The following is a 13,257-nucleotide window of genomic DNA, read 5'->3' as shown; positions in this document are numbered from 1 at the left end:
AACTGCACGCTCGTCCGTGGATGACAGACAGGAGTTTATGATAATGAAAGACGAACAAAGATTTACCAACACGGAAGATGAATTCTCAGCCGCCTTCGAGTTCTTACAGGACGCCGGTGACGATCAACTCCGGTGGTTTCTTCGACGCCTTCCGATATTCATGGGCAACGACGGTGGCCCGGTCACTCTCAAAGACCTGATTTACGAGATGCGGCTTGTGCCGTTCGTCTTGGACGCCTGGAGACGCATCGATGGCAGCCCAGGTATGCAGGGCTGCATCCAACAGCTATCACGGGTTTACAAGGCCGCTGAAGCAGACATGGAAGAGATAACCGGTGAACGGAGACGCCTACCTAGGGTGATCGACATTCCGGCGTTCACGCAAATCTCCATGACAGATGGATCGCCCTAAGCAACAGCATCAATGCTTGAAGCAGTTCTCACGATGCCACGCGACAAAGCCCTGTCTCGGTCGGTTCGCGGGTCGCTCTGGAGCCAGGAGCACGCCGGTCGGGTTGATCATTGATCTGACCGCATCCGGGTCATTGGCTTGCCGAGAAACTAATATCTCCAAGCCATCGGATAGACCAACCAACCCACGGTCGAACATCCAATGTGCTGTGCCAGACAATGCTATCCCGTTGCTCACGATGTCAGGCCCATCATGCTCTACTGGCTGTATGTGAGCCGCTTCTACCTCTGCCCTTCCACCGCCATTGATCAATCGCAACCCGGTGACAGCACACCGCTCTCCGTAGGCCCGCAGAACAGTCTTTCTGAAGTTCCGATCCCGAACGGCACGGTTCGTCACCTGGGAGATACGCTGACGGTGTGAGGGGCCGGAGAAAGAAACCTGTTCACCCTCCGCAAAGCCGTCGGGCACTCCGTTGGCATCAACCCTCGGCAGCACGTCCTGATCGTTGCCGAGGCCAAGCTCGACGATACGAGCGAAGTCTTTTGGGGATACGGGTCGGACGGCAGACTGAGCACGGCCCGAGATCACTCCCTGATCATTCAGCAAGCCCGTCTCCACCACAGCACCATCGTGGCGGAAGGATACCGGGTCGCCGAAATCAAGATACGTGCCTGGCTCAATGATCGCGACGAACATGTCGGTCGCTCGTGGGTCCGGAATGATCTCTTGAACCTTGGCCACTGCAAAGTAGCCTTTGGTTTGCCTGACCTTCGTCGGCTCCAAGTAGACAATCCAATCCCCTTCACACTGCTTCGCTCGACCTAGATACTGGCGTGGGAACTGGTATCGCTCGGACGGGACATCGTCGTAGATCGAGTCAGTGCGATGGATGAAGATGCCGAATGCCATAGATCAAACCATGGTCCGGAAATAGTTTTGTGCCAATCCGCAAACCCCTTGAACCGCGTGCATCCTGATCGATATTTCCATATGCCCGGCCCGGAAACTGGCTAGTCACCATGCCGCTCCGCTGTGTCGTCAAAATTGCGTTGAGCGCCTGGGTCGGGCCCGCATCTCTATATCGTGTGCGAGGACAAGTGCTTTGTGGGGAGCGTCGATGAAATCGTGAGTTGTGGTCGTCAGCGCTTATCCGATTAGGTTCCATGACGACACAACACTCCCTCCATCAATTGGCGACAGCCAAGTCGACGACCGTTACCGCGATGCACCAGGCACCCAGCGATACAACGTTGGCACAGATACACCAACGGCAGCGGCGGCGTCCTTTACGGGTGTTCCTTGTGCCAGAAGCTCTCTCACCGCTGCGATCTTGTCCTCCGTCATCTGTCTTGGGCGACCGCCAATTCGGCCCTTCGCCTTTGCAGCTTTCAGACCAGTCATTGTGCGCTCTCGGATCAGGTCCCGTTCAAACTCAGCAATCGCGGCCATCAGGTGGAACAGCAGTTTGCCACCTGGGGTGGTCGTGTTGATTTCCTCAGTCAGGCTTCGAAAGCCCACTCCCCTAGCTTTCAGATCATTCAACAATTCGATGAGATGCGGCAGGCTGCGAGCCCCGCGATCCAGCTTGAACATGCACAGTGTGTCTCCTGCTCGGACGAATTCCAGAACCTCCTCAAGCACGGGCCTGCTCTTCTTTGCCCCAGAGGCTGTTTCCGTGAACACCCGCTCACATCCAGCAGCCTTCAACGCATCGATCTGAGCATCCAAATTCTGATCCCGGGTCGAGACCCTCGCGTAACCAACCAGCATCGCATCTCCTTCTCAAAACTCATCGACATGATATCGGGACGACCGATTCGAATCGATAGGGGTTTATGAGAATATCCAGACCTGTAGTATAAGCGTGTCAGGTTTCAAGTTTGGTGGGAGTAACGAGAAGCCATAAACGACCGTTTTTGAAAACTCAGCTAAAGCTCAGCCGATACAAGGCCAGTGCCAACCATCCAAGCTTCAAGGTCGGGCGGACTTCCCATGAAGCCTGAACCGTTTACTATTCCTCGCCCTCGATGGTTCGGCAGCAAAGTCCATTGCCTCATATGTGCCCGTGCTTCGTAAGGTTTCAACGGTTTGTATCCCGTATTGATGCGGTATTGCTGAATGGACGCTAGGCAAGCTGCGACAACCATTGATGCTCCGCTACTCAAGCTCCAATGGTTTGCCAAGTGCTTCAGTTCACGGTGAGTGAACTTTTCTGCGTTGTCCAGTTCATATCTGCCGGAAGCATCAATACATTTACCAGTATTAACCGCTCTCGTTGTAGCTCTAGATGAATGCTTGAGATCGGCACCAGTAATGACTGCTCCGCAGGCGATGCCCCGGTTTCTATAGATCGAACTGTCGGCAATAGTTCCGAAAAAGAGGGGGAGATCGCCATGACTGAGATCGAGACCACTGTTTCCTGCTGATAGAATGACACTTATTGAATGATCCGTAGTCAGCTTGGCAATTCGTTGCCTTACTGACGAGAACTGAGCAATGGGGAAATCGAAACTCTTCACAATCCCAGTGGTAGGGCAAAACCCTCTCGTTTGCGCACTGATTGGACACACGATAATATCACCGGGAGCAAGTTCACCTCGGTGACAAAGGTTTATCAGTCGATCAAACGTAGAAAGCAGGCTATTTCGAGCATTATTGAAGGACAGGTAATCGTGGCAAAGGTTGACTGCTTTCTGGAAGGCGCTGAGCGTATTTCTATACCCCTGACTTTCAAAGCCCCTCAACCAGTGGCCTTCGAATTCTTCGACCTCTTTTTCAAGTTCGTTGGTTGCAAAGTTCCCGCGACCTAGCAAGGCGTTAAGAACCATCGCAGCATCTTTCCCGATAAGCATCCCTTCAGTCATCTGAAGCGGCATCGCGTATACATTTGCGAAAGGCGCGAGGTTCCATACTTGCGATTCATGCTCCGTCAGCATGACAGATGGATCAGTTTTCAGGATGGCGGTGCAGGCGGTTCCGTGTTCAGGGATCAAGTCAGTCTCTAGTGACTTCCGTAAACTGTTCCTGGTGTTGACCTCAGTGCGATCAATTTGATCATCGAAGAACTTGAGAGATTTTCCAATGATCGAAGAACTTAAATCCCAAGAGTAATCCACGTGGACAACGCGCACCGAGTATGATTCTCTTTGAGATATAGAAATCTTCTCGTGGGCAAACTTCAGCCCAGAAACAGTAGCTACCATAGTCTATCCAACACAATGCTGCACAGACCCTTAAGACTTTTGAAGCCAGTTCGCTATAGACAATCGTAGCTATGATTCTCTTTTACACCTCAAGTGCAGTGCCTGTCAACTCTGTGACGCATTTTGGGCGCAAAATTGCACCGATGAGGTGAGAATGAGAGTATGCTCTTGACTTGAAAGTGCTAGCCAGTGTCTCTAGATGCAACCAAAGGTTTGCCCTCCGCGTTAGAGGGACGTAGTCAACGAATGGAAGATATGTATGCCCCGTCGCACAGTGAACTTGTCTGACAAAGACATGGAAAAATTGGAAATGTTGGTCGAGCATTTTGATGCACTGTCGATCAACGATGCGCTTCGCAGAGCAATATCACAGACTTCTGCGGTTAGTAAGTATGCGGATTCGGAAGGTGCGCTAACTCTCCAGACCGAAGAGGGCCAAAAGTTGAAAATTAAGGTGGATTAACGCTTGCCGTAAAGTTGTGAGGTGGAGGTCCCCCGCAATGGGGGTATTTTTATGACTAACGAAACTACTGATGATGGCGATGAACCTCTTGAAGATTTCGAAGTTACGGAAGTCAGTATAGGGGAGAGTCAAAATTTGTTGATGAGACGAGATTGGTCTGATGCCGTGCGCACATACATCCGATACTCATCAGCGTTTACGATGGGCATCATCGCCTCGGCGTTGGCGTTCGACGTAGCTTTGGTTTTGTTAGAGGTGGACTCGGACCCGGCGGACCGGCTTCTTAATACGGAAGTCTTACTGGCATTGATAGCAGCATCAGTCGCGCAGATCGGAGCAATTGCTTATTTGATTGGCAAGTCCATCTTCAAATAGCTTGTCGCAAGCTCTCCACGCAAGACTGTGCATACTCGTGTCTGTTGGCTTCATAGAACTGAAAATTGGCCAAACCAGCGGCACTTTTGGCCTCAACTTTTTAGCTTTGAAGCTATGTTCGCCATTTAGGAAAAAACCAAAATTAGACGACATTTGGGCCCTGAGACCAGTAACGCCAACATCCAGTGATCGCAAGAGTCCGAAACGAAGACTCGCAAAGCGGCACAGATTTAAATACTTTAACAGGATCTCAGATACGAATACCTGTGTATACTTCAAATCTTAGTCAATGCATTCAGAGCCAAAAAGTGCGAAAGGCGGCGTTGCTAATTATGGCCAGCCGAACAGGTTATTCATCTTGCCTCGATCTGCATTCCATCGGTCCGAAGTCTCTGTGCGCAAGCTGCCCGTCCTCAGCATAGAAGAACGTATCAGCCACCCGATGACCGCTCGCTTCTGCCAACGCCCTTGCAACAGGCGGCATCTGAACCACGGCACGATCCACATCATCCATCGCGATCCGTTTTCCAACTTCAGGCGCATCCAATCTGATGAGGTTGTCACGCCCAACATGGAGACCGGCCTGCCCAATGGCATCGTGGGATTGTGCTCGCATCACTGACGAGGTGAAGTGTTTTCTCCAATGCCAGAAACCACCGACCCGTTGCCAGCGGGACATCCGATGGATGTCTTGACCACAGCCCAGACTGAGGATGCGAACTTGGCGGGGGTTGATATCAAAGCATGCCATGGCGTCGGTAAGGCCGACCATTGTGGGATTGTTCGCCCACAACCCGCCATCGACGAACGTATATCCCCCGTCTTCATGAGCCGCAAAGGTTCCAGGTGCAGCGGCTGTTGCCATACCGACGGTGACCAAAGTCTTGTGCTGGTCCCGTTTGTAGTCTGGGTGGTGAGGGGTCTTGAAGATATACGGCTCACCATAACGACCTTCAAAAGAAGGAATACAAAGCCGATTTTGGCTCGATCCGAAGAGCCGGTCACCGAACTCGCGCCTCAACTCATTCTCCAAGTTCTTTCGGTCATGGGCCGACATGAAGTATTGTGTGATCTTGCGAGAGATACGACTGAACCAATTTCCGGGAAAAATATGGTGCCCCCGCTCCAGGTATAACTTGGAAATCTCTTGAGCCGACTTTCCCTGGCCAAGTCCCATTGCGATGATGCCGCCTGTGCTGGTGCCAGCGATCATGTCGAAGTGTGTTCCAATTGGTTCGCCGTCTAGGAACCTTTTCTCGAACTCAGCTAAAACAAGGCATGGCAGCAAGCCAAGGATACCGCCGCCATCGATACTCAGAAGGCGAAAGGGCTTGTCCGCAGGCCACGGCTGCTTTGGGCGAAAAGTCTGCCGCGTTCCGTCTGACCGGCGAGGCACGGTATGGTTGTAAGCATCATCACGCGGCATGTGCAGGCTCCTTAATATCATCGGGATAATCGTGGCGACCACCACCGATCCAACGACCCGTAACTTCCCAGTATTCGTAGGCAGCCAACCACCGGGCAGCCCAACCGATGGTGGTTCGACTGATCAGCATTGAGCCGTCCCATTGGTTCGCCTTCGGATCGAACAGACAAAGCGGCGACAGCCCAATATCAGGCTTCTCGAAATACATATGAGGCAGTGGTGCCTCATCGGCGGCGTCGAAATTTGGGACCAGCGCGGGCCGCAGAACCCGAACAACGGGCATGAACCGATAAAGGTCCTCGCGGCCTCGCATCGGCAACCCATACTCAACGCTGAGATGAAAGGGGCGGTCGAGACCACAGAGATCGCCAAACCAGACGACCGAGGCTGGCCCCATGCCAATTGTTGGCTCAAATTGGGGCCAGTCACGAGCCATCGCCCGAATCTGGTCTTGGAGCGACTTCATCAACGTTCCCACCGTGTGCCGTAGAAGGTTGAGGCTGGAACTCTCAGCTTGCCAGGCGTGGAAACAGGAGCCGCCAACACCGTGCCAGTGGCCCCGAACTGATGGTTGCCAGATTGGATAAGCCCGCCCAACTCGTCACCCATGCTGTCTACAACCGCCTGACCCACGTTCTCGCCGAACATCTCTTTGAGAACCTTAACCTTCGTGGCCAAAGACGAACTCTGATCCAGCAGAATGCGAAGTTGTTCCAGGAACAGCTTCAGGTCGCCGATGAGCAAGTCTTGAGCACTTTGGTTTTCCGGCCAACGATCCGTGAACACATCACCTGGGCAACGTGGATTCTCGACATGAATTAGCCGTCCCTGCCCTTTTGCCGACAGCAGCCGATCAAGAATGTATGTCGCGATCACGCGAAGATTTTCGCCAATCGTCCGTCCCGGTGCAGCGACCTCCAAAGTGAGGCAACTGAACATTACTGAGGCTGGCATGCGCCGGTGACGAGTAGACCATCGGATGTTGCGATTGCGCTTGAGGAGTTGCAAGGCGACCGTAACAGCCGACTTACCACCGACAACTGTCGAATGTTCCGGAACCGGTAGGGTTTCAGCATCTGCCATGGTTCGCTGCCAGCCTGTGTCAGCGGCAGCCACGATAAGGGCATAGTCTTCCTGGAACGCCTGATCAACTGGGCAGCGGTCCATGTATTCCTGAACGAAGGCGTAGCTGTTGGTCAGGATGGTAGTGTCACGGCTGCGAGGCTCTTCCAGCTTCGAATGGAAGATGTTGCTGCGGCGAGGATCGTTTTCATCGAGAAGCACCGATGGCGAAAGATCGATGTGCATCCCATCGGCATAGGTCACCGTCACGCAACGCGACTGGCGGGTGGTCATCTCATAGTAACGTGATCCCTCGTCACCCCGAACTGCTTCATAAAGGGTGTCCAAAACCTCGCAAGGCGTCATACCGTTCGCGAGCAATTCGACAATGATGTCGATATCGAACCCTTCGAACCGAAATTTAGCACGGATCGTAGCTCCGATTGCGACAGACCCTTGCTGGTAGAACATGCGGATGCGCCCCTTCAGTGGGCTACCATCGCGTTCGAGGTGCTTCTCAATCGTTGCTTTCCGCTCTGCCAGCAAAGCATGCTGGCTCGGCGGCAGTTCGATCTTAACCGCGGCGGCTGCAAGCAACTGTTCACCGATGCTTTGCCAAGGTGGGGTGAGTTTCTTGATTGGTTTATTCATACTCAGGCTTCTGCCTCCATCTTGTCGCAGTTGACCGCGAGGTCTCTACGTGATTCAAGTGTTTCACAGACTGGTATATCTGAGCGTCACAGTTAAAGAAACACTAATCACAATCTGTGACCCACTTTCTTGGAGGATGTATGGATATCAAGGAGTTAGCGCCTCTTGTCTTGAGAAAGCGAGGCAACATGGGGGTTCGGGCTGCTGCAAAAGAGATTGGGATAAGCCCGACCACACTGACTAGGATTGAAAAGGGTCATGTGCCAGATATCGGAACATTGGACAAAATCAGTGAATGGTTGGGAGAAGACCCCGCGAGATTTACAGGCGTCGGCGACCTGCAAATCGCTTTCAAAAACAGAAAGGCCGTGCCTCAGCCTACAGCACATGCACTAGCCGAATTGATCACGAAAGCCGCCCGCCAATTCGAAGAAGAAATCGACGCACGGGGCCACATTTGAAGTTCAAGCACGGTTTCAAGTCTCAGTGCGAAAAGCGCTCGGTAGAGTTCCGTCGGCGTTTCGGCCTGAACGAACACGAAGCACTTTCTGCCGACAAACTCGCAGAGGAGCTGAGGGTCACCGTGTGGTCCGCCGCTGATGTCAAGGACCTAACTGAACCGACATCGCGGACGATCAATGACGCTGACGATGACTCGTGGCTGGCTTTTACCATGAGGAACGGACCAGACCATTTGGTAGTCCACAAACCCGTTGATTCCAGAGGCAGGCGGAACAGCATTGTGATGCATGAGTTATCCCACATTATCTTGGGGCATGAACTTTCCGATGCTTGCATTCTGGAAGATGGCTCACTGGTTCCGGGCCACTTTGATCAGTTGCAGGAGAACGAAGCTGATTGGTTGGCCGGAGCACTGTTGCTTCCGAGGCCAGCGCTTTTGTCGATACGACGCAGAGGGCTTAGTGTTGAAGCCGCCTGCGAAGAGCATGTTGTCAGCCCAGATATGCTTACCTGGAGAATAAGAATGACGGGCGTTGATCGGCAGCTTTCCTATCGAAGGTCTTAATGAAAATTAGTAGTTTTGAAGGTCATCGGCGTTCAGTTCCTGCAAAACCTGGGCGTAGTGCTTTCGCAGCATCTCCGGCGTAGTTCCCATGTTGTCAGCAAGGAAACCAAGCCCATTACGTGTGGCCCCAGCTTCAATCTGCTTTGATGCATATGTGTGTCGCAGACTCGTCAGAGGCCGGTTCCTGCCCTCTCGCATCCTAAGTCCACCGGGGAACTCTGGCGACTTGCTTCGGTCAAGTAGTGAGTTAAACCCTTTAGAATAGCTTGCCGCCCGGGAACCATCATACTTAATGAAAACATACCGATCTTGAGGTAGCTTCAGTGGTGCCTCATCATTGACCATGCCAAGTTCGTGCAAGCGTTGCTGAACAAAACCTAGTTGTTGAATCAAAGCTTCAGAGTATGTCAGCGTCGGGATAACAACCCTCGAATGATCGGGGTGCTTTAGCCCCGGGTTATCGGTTCCAACTCTAATCCTGAACTCCATTGGTCGATCTTCAACTATCGGCAACTCGGTGTGCCTAAATCCATACCCCTCTTCAGTTGGCCACATCTCCGGAGTTCTGTTCCAATCAGCGAAGCTTCGGTCCGAAATCGGTCGAAGCTCAAGATCGCGCATCTTAATCCAATAAGCTTCCGAGACTCTGATCCCTGTCCCAAGGATAAATTGAATGAAGTAGAATAGCATATGCCGCTGGAACCACGTGCGACCAGTTGCCATGATGCAGTCTTCGATCAAACACTCTTCCATTAATCTGAGTTCGTCATCGTAGAACCGTGGACGACGGCGAGTGCGACTGCTCTTATCCTTCGGAACCTTTATCTTGAAGTTCCAGTTTGGAAGGCTGTGTAAGAGCCGTGCCTCAGTCAAAATCTCGTTGAAGCACACTACGTCCTTGTTCACCGTCGAGGGTGCTGGCTTGGTATTTTTGGCGATCGGGCGTTGCAGTCGAAGCCCGTCGCGCTGGTAGGTGACCATCTCTTGGTCTGTCCCGGGACCGGAAACATAATACTTCATTCGCCAGTTCAGATACTGATCGCAAACCAACTGATCTATCGACCTAACGTCTATGTCTCCAAAAAATGGAACTAGGTAACGGTTGATACTTGTGCGAGCCCTCGCGACTTTAGATTGGGCTACCAGGGGTTGACCGGTTTGGTCCAAAATCTTCTGCTCGGCTTCGAGCCTTTTAAGATACTTTCGAGCCGCACTGGCAAAAGGAATGGGGTGCAACGCTTGCCCTTGACTAATCTTCGAGAAGAGTGAGCGCTCCCACCTAATTGCGAACGCCTTGGCCTTCTCAAGATCAGTCGTGCCCAAGCTCTTGGTCACGTATGGGTTCCTTGGATTTCGCCTCAGTTCCATGGGCACGATGCGGCGAGCTTGATAGGTCGTCTTTGACTCACTCCGCTTCCGAAGAGCCAGTGTGAGAGTGCCGTCTGGCTCACCTGGAAGGTCAATGTTGATCCTGAGTTCGTCCATGTAGGAAATCTGGTCTAACATCGGTCTAACATCAAGTCCGAGAATTTTCGGAGTCAATTCTGTCAGCAATAAATTGAGTAAGCTACTCACGTTAAATCATTAATTATCTTAACTCAGCCGTGGCCTCCCTAAAGGTAACCTATTGATTTACTAGATCGCCGGAATCATAATCCGCGTGTCGGGGGTTCAAGTCCCTCCTCCGCTACCATTCCCCGAAAGGCATTTGCGTTAATGCGGCGCACGGCGTGGCCGGTTTCGATTGGTGTTGTGGCGCAATTGTTGTGGGTCGAGGCTTACGAACGGCGCCCGCTAGGTACTTGCCCTTAAAACGTTCTGGGGGCGTCGCCTGTGTGTCGGATCGTAACGACCGAGAAACTGCCGATATTCACAGGTCATATGAGTTTAGCAGCGTCAGACACCCAGCCCCGCTCGATTGCGATCTTCACGATCTCTGGCGTGGAGTCGTCCGCTAGGCCCCCCTCATACATCGCGAGATCTGCGACGGTGAATATTCCGGCTTCATTCAAAAGGCGTTGGTAGACCTGTCCGATACCAGCAATCTCTCGAACGTCGCTTTGGGGTGTCGATTGCACGCCCTCTGCTGAGGCGACCAGCGGGGTTGTTCCAGACAACAGCAGATCTGAGCCCGGAAATGGCGAACCCATGGGCGGCACCGCGTAGTAGCAGCCGTGCAGGAGCTTCATGAGTTCGATGCTTGGCGGTTCATTCTCTGTCGCGGTCTCCAGGCCGCCGAAATTCGCATCGCCCAACCAACCCACCGAGTCGAGAATGTCGATGAACTCTTTCAAATCCCGGATGAAGCCGACAAAGTTCAAACCCTGCAACACTCCCCCGTCGGGCGAAGGTTCCAGGAATTCGTAGCCCTGTCTGTAGATCCGACTGCTTGCGGATTGAGGGCCTCCGGTCCGGTTCAGGTTTGATCGGAAGATGTGGGCCGCGAGTGCGATCCTGTCGGTGGGTTGGGGAGCGTCCCGAAAATCGGTCGTCATCATGGCTGGTAGGTTGCCAGACATCGGGCAGCCACTTTGGAAGACCGGTTGTACATCGGATTGGGCGTCGGAACGCGTGGTGTCTTCAATTGGGCAGGCCGTCAGTTTGTTTCGCCCGACGATCAGCTCTTGAAACCCCCGCGGAATCCGGCGCCAGGCTTCGATGTCCACGTGGATCCGCAGGAAGCACATATAGGTCCCCCCATGCAGCCAGGCCTTGCCCTGATTCTGCACCTCCATCGCGACAAGGCGCTCGGGCGGTGTCATGTTGTTGATGCCGTCGTGGAAATCGATCCAGCTTCGTTTGTCATCCCGCCGGAAGCCCGAAAAGAAGTTGGTGATGCGGAGCGGCAGGTCATTGTCGTGGATGCACTTTTGCACTTCCACGATGGCACGGTTGACCGCGAGTTCTGACGTTCCAGTAAACTGGAAGGCAAGATCGGATTGCGTGGTGTTCGGGTGCTGGGGATGCAGGCGAGGGTCCTCGTGATCCAGCCAGGTAAGTCTCGCAAACGGCGCTGTAGGCTGCCGCGTATCCAAGGGCTGTAGAAACCTTGGTTTTTCGTCTGGGTCGACCAGGGGTGGCACGTGCAGCGCGTCGTCGAAGAGACGCCCCCCATATCCAAGCAGGACCTGCAACTCGCCCGCATCCAACACGACGTCAGGGTCGCCGGGCCGGAGTTCCTTGCGGAGATCCTGGACCTCGCCCCGGCGCAGCGCCTCTAGCATCGTCCAAAGCTGCGATAGGGCGTCGTGGACCCTTGCCGGCGTTGCCCCAGACGTGATGTTCACCTGCAAGAGCCGGTAGAAGGGCGGCATCCCGCCCTCCCAGTAAATCCCGTCCTGTAACATCAGAGATCCCCCAACCTGTCGCTGGCCACCACGGCTTCGGAGGGGACTGAGGTGCTTTGCTCGAACTCGTTGAAGAGGGCGCGCCAGAAGTTGCAGTTGCCTTCGCTAGTGCAATCGGCCAATGCGCCAACGGGCTGGACGATGCGGGGCGTGGTGACGAAACCGTCTGCGCTAGTCCGGAAGTAGCATGCCGCTTTGACCAGTTCGGCGATCTGGTATCCGTATTCGATCCGTTCATTGGTGTGTTTGTTGAACATGTCCCCCAGAACGAAGCCCTTGCCCGGGGGCACCTCAATGACCAACCGCTGCGAGCGTTCCTGACCGACGCCCGCGCTTGGGCGGGATCCGCGCTGGAAATCGACCCAGTCCAGAGGCATGGGAACGCCGGTGTCATCGACCAGAGTGGTGTGTGCGAAGCTGCGGATATAGACGCCGACGGGATCGTCGAAGGCCACGGCCGCGCCGTTCCAGACCTCTTGGATCATGCGCCCGACCATGGTGGGGTCGCTGTTGCGGCAGTCGATCGCGGCTTGGGTCGTGCTTGCGATGGCCTCTGGTCCTGACATCATCACTTCCTCGCCGTCGACCATCTTGGCGAGGGGTGCTGCAGCGCGCACAAAAAGCGCGACAGCGGCGTGGAGGGAACTGACCGGCTTGGAGAGGAACGCGATGGCCTTCTGACCATTGTTATAGGGACTGCGTACGGGGCCGCTTGGCGGCCGAACCATCATGCGATTGAAGGCGTCAGAGCGCTGTTGGGTCGTCACGCCGGGGGCAAACGGATCAACGTCGCCGTAGACCTCTTGCCAGGTGGCCATGTCCTCCCCGGCAAAACGGCCAAGAATGCGCAGGCATGTCATCGGGTGATGGCCCGCGAGGATTTCCCAGTACTTTGCGAGTTCCGTCGTGATTTCGACGCGGACGAGCTTTCCGGCGCGATTGTGGACGGTGCGCCACTCCAGATATTCATCCTGGCCAAACACGCGGCCCAGATCGCCGACGGGGGTCTTCCAATCGCAGAACTTGGCGGCTCTGGTGGCGCCCAGGCAGTTCTCAAGGATCCGGGGAACGCCGCCCCAATCCACCACAGCCTCGCCATCGGGCCAGTCGGCATCGGGGAGCAGCTTGAAGTGATCAGAAAAGGCGGTTTGCTGCGCCGTTTCGACCTCGTTGATGATCGTGTCGTTCCAAGCCTTCAAAGCGTCTGCGCCAAGGTCCGACAGGTTTCCGGGTTCTTTCAACATAATCTGTCTCCTTTTTTGAATGATTGGTGGGGGCTGGCAGCGGC

Annotated in this window: 14 protein-coding genes; 5 read left to right on the top strand and 9 right to left on the bottom strand. The window is 54.1% G+C overall.

The genetic code is table 11. The annotated features are described in order from the left end of the window. The first annotated feature begins 43 nt into the window (after positions 1–43). Positions 44–412 carry a hypothetical protein gene (locus AC6I9R_RS04855; protein ID WP_461427698.1) on the top strand — a complete coding sequence of 123 codons (369 nt, stop codon included), beginning with the start codon at positions 44–46 and terminating at the stop codon, positions 410–412. 9 nt (positions 413–421) lie between these two features. On the opposite strand, the gene AC6I9R_RS04850 is transcribed toward AC6I9R_RS04855, so the two are convergent. The 3 genes from AC6I9R_RS04850 to AC6I9R_RS04840 form a co-directional block, all read right to left on the bottom strand. Next, a complete protein-coding gene (locus tag AC6I9R_RS04850; RefSeq protein WP_461427697.1) occupies positions 422–1,324 on the bottom strand; it encodes an HNH endonuclease in 903 nt (300 codons plus the stop codon). A gap of 306 nt (positions 1,325–1,630) precedes the next feature. Further along, complete coding sequence (locus AC6I9R_RS04845; RefSeq protein WP_461427696.1) at positions 1,631–2,185, bottom strand: recombinase family protein; 555 nt, start codon at positions 2,183–2,185, stop codon at positions 1,631–1,633. Positions 2,186–2,343: 158 nt separating this feature from the next. After that, a complete protein-coding gene (locus AC6I9R_RS04840) occupies positions 2,344–3,618 on the bottom strand; it encodes a hypothetical protein (protein WP_461427695.1) in 1,275 nt (424 codons plus the stop codon). A gap of 295 nt (positions 3,619–3,913) precedes the next feature. Between AC6I9R_RS04840 and AC6I9R_RS04835 the strand changes: the two genes are divergently transcribed. Beyond that, positions 3,914–4,081, top strand: a complete 168-nt coding sequence (locus tag AC6I9R_RS04835) for a hypothetical protein (protein WP_461427694.1) — start codon at positions 3,914–3,916, stop codon at positions 4,079–4,081. Between the two features lie 51 nt (positions 4,082–4,132). After that, entirely contained in the window at positions 4,133–4,456 is a 324-nt protein-coding gene (locus AC6I9R_RS04830; protein ID WP_461427693.1) for a hypothetical protein, read from the top strand. A 349-nt stretch (positions 4,457–4,805) separates the two neighbouring features. Here the strand turns inward: AC6I9R_RS04830 and AC6I9R_RS04825 are convergent, their stop codons facing one another. The 3 genes from AC6I9R_RS04825 to AC6I9R_RS04815 are packed head-to-tail and all read right to left on the bottom strand — an operon-like array spanning position 4,806 to position 7,595. Further along, a complete protein-coding gene (locus AC6I9R_RS04825; RefSeq protein WP_461427692.1) occupies positions 4,806–5,882 on the bottom strand; it encodes a CBASS cGAMP-activated phospholipase in 1,077 nt (358 codons plus the stop codon). Further along, positions 5,872–6,348, bottom strand: coding sequence for a type II CBASS E2 protein (locus tag AC6I9R_RS04820; protein ID WP_461427691.1), 477 nt, complete (start codon positions 6,346–6,348; stop codon positions 5,872–5,874). Before AC6I9R_RS04820 ends, AC6I9R_RS04825 begins: the two co-directional genes overlap by 11 nt. Beyond that, positions 6,348–7,595, bottom strand: a complete 1,248-nt coding sequence (locus AC6I9R_RS04815; RefSeq protein WP_461427690.1) for a nucleotidyltransferase domain-containing protein — start codon at positions 7,593–7,595, stop codon at positions 6,348–6,350. The genes AC6I9R_RS04820 and AC6I9R_RS04815 overlap by 1 nt, the downstream gene beginning before the upstream one ends. A 140-nt stretch (positions 7,596–7,735) precedes the next feature. Here AC6I9R_RS04815 and AC6I9R_RS04810 point away from each other — a divergent pair, with 140 nt between their 5' ends. Further along, positions 7,736–8,056: a helix-turn-helix domain-containing protein gene (locus tag AC6I9R_RS04810; RefSeq protein ID WP_461427689.1), complete on the top strand. Its 321-nt coding sequence runs from the start codon at positions 7,736–7,738 to the stop codon at positions 8,054–8,056. 212 nt (positions 8,057–8,268) lie between these two features. Further along, entirely contained in the window at positions 8,269–8,622 is a 354-nt protein-coding gene (locus AC6I9R_RS04805; RefSeq protein ID WP_497863109.1) for an ImmA/IrrE family metallo-endopeptidase, read from the top strand. A gap of 6 nt (positions 8,623–8,628) precedes the next feature. Here AC6I9R_RS04805 and AC6I9R_RS04800 read toward each other — a convergent pair whose 3' ends face one another. The 3 genes from AC6I9R_RS04800 to AC6I9R_RS04790 all read right to left on the bottom strand — a co-directional run bounded on the left by AC6I9R_RS04800 (position 8,629) and on the right by AC6I9R_RS04790 (position 13,213). Further along, positions 8,629–10,107, bottom strand: coding sequence for a site-specific integrase (locus AC6I9R_RS04800; RefSeq protein WP_497863066.1), 1,479 nt, complete (start codon positions 10,105–10,107; stop codon positions 8,629–8,631). A 392-nt stretch (positions 10,108–10,499) separates the two neighbouring features. Continuing rightward, positions 10,500–11,936, bottom strand: coding sequence for a hypothetical protein (locus AC6I9R_RS04795; RefSeq protein ID WP_461427686.1), 1,437 nt, complete (start codon positions 11,934–11,936; stop codon positions 10,500–10,502). Positions 11,937–11,968: 32 nt separating this feature from the next. Continuing rightward, a complete protein-coding gene (locus tag AC6I9R_RS04790; protein WP_461427685.1) occupies positions 11,969–13,213 on the bottom strand; it encodes a DUF8225 domain-containing protein in 1,245 nt (414 codons plus the stop codon). Between the last annotated feature and the right edge of the window lie 44 nt (positions 13,214–13,257).

The organism is Gymnodinialimonas sp., assembly GCF_059726805.1.
The sequence above is the reverse complement of the archived record's forward strand: the minus strand, read 5'-3'. Positions and strand labels throughout refer to the sequence as shown.

Coding starts and splice junctions, on each gene's coding strand:
- AC6I9R_RS04855 (WP_461427698.1), top strand. CDS start 44: ATGAAAGACGAACAAAGATTTACCAACACGGAAGATGAATTCTCAGCC.
- AC6I9R_RS04850 (WP_461427697.1), bottom strand. CDS start 1,324: ATGGCATTCGGCATCTTCATCCATCGCACTGACTCGATCTACGACGAT.
- AC6I9R_RS04845 (WP_461427696.1), bottom strand. CDS start 2,185: ATGCTGGTTGGTTACGCGAGGGTCTCGACCCGGGATCAGAATTTGGAT.
- AC6I9R_RS04840 (WP_461427695.1), bottom strand. CDS start 3,618: ATGGTAGCTACTGTTTCTGGGCTGAAGTTTGCCCACGAGAAGATTTCT.
- AC6I9R_RS04835 (WP_461427694.1), top strand. CDS start 3,914: ATGGAAAAATTGGAAATGTTGGTCGAGCATTTTGATGCACTGTCGATC.
- AC6I9R_RS04830 (WP_461427693.1), top strand. CDS start 4,133: ATGACTAACGAAACTACTGATGATGGCGATGAACCTCTTGAAGATTTC.
- AC6I9R_RS04825 (WP_461427692.1), bottom strand. CDS start 5,882: ATGCCGCGTGATGATGCTTACAACCATACCGTGCCTCGCCGGTCAGAC.
- AC6I9R_RS04820 (WP_461427691.1), bottom strand. CDS start 6,348: ATGAAGTCGCTCCAAGACCAGATTCGGGCGATGGCTCGTGACTGGCCC.
- AC6I9R_RS04815 (WP_461427690.1), bottom strand. CDS start 7,595: ATGAATAAACCAATCAAGAAACTCACCCCACCTTGGCAAAGCATCGGT.
- AC6I9R_RS04810 (WP_461427689.1), top strand. CDS start 7,736: ATGGATATCAAGGAGTTAGCGCCTCTTGTCTTGAGAAAGCGAGGCAAC.
- AC6I9R_RS04805 (WP_497863109.1), top strand. CDS start 8,269: ATGAGGAACGGACCAGACCATTTGGTAGTCCACAAACCCGTTGATTCC.
- AC6I9R_RS04800 (WP_497863066.1), bottom strand. CDS start 10,107: ATGGACGAACTCAGGATCAACATTGACCTTCCAGGTGAGCCAGACGGC.
- AC6I9R_RS04795 (WP_461427686.1), bottom strand. CDS start 11,936: ATGCCGCCCTTCTACCGGCTCTTGCAGGTGAACATCACGTCTGGGGCA.
- AC6I9R_RS04790 (WP_461427685.1), bottom strand. CDS start 13,213: ATGTTGAAAGAACCCGGAAACCTGTCGGACCTTGGCGCAGACGCTTTG.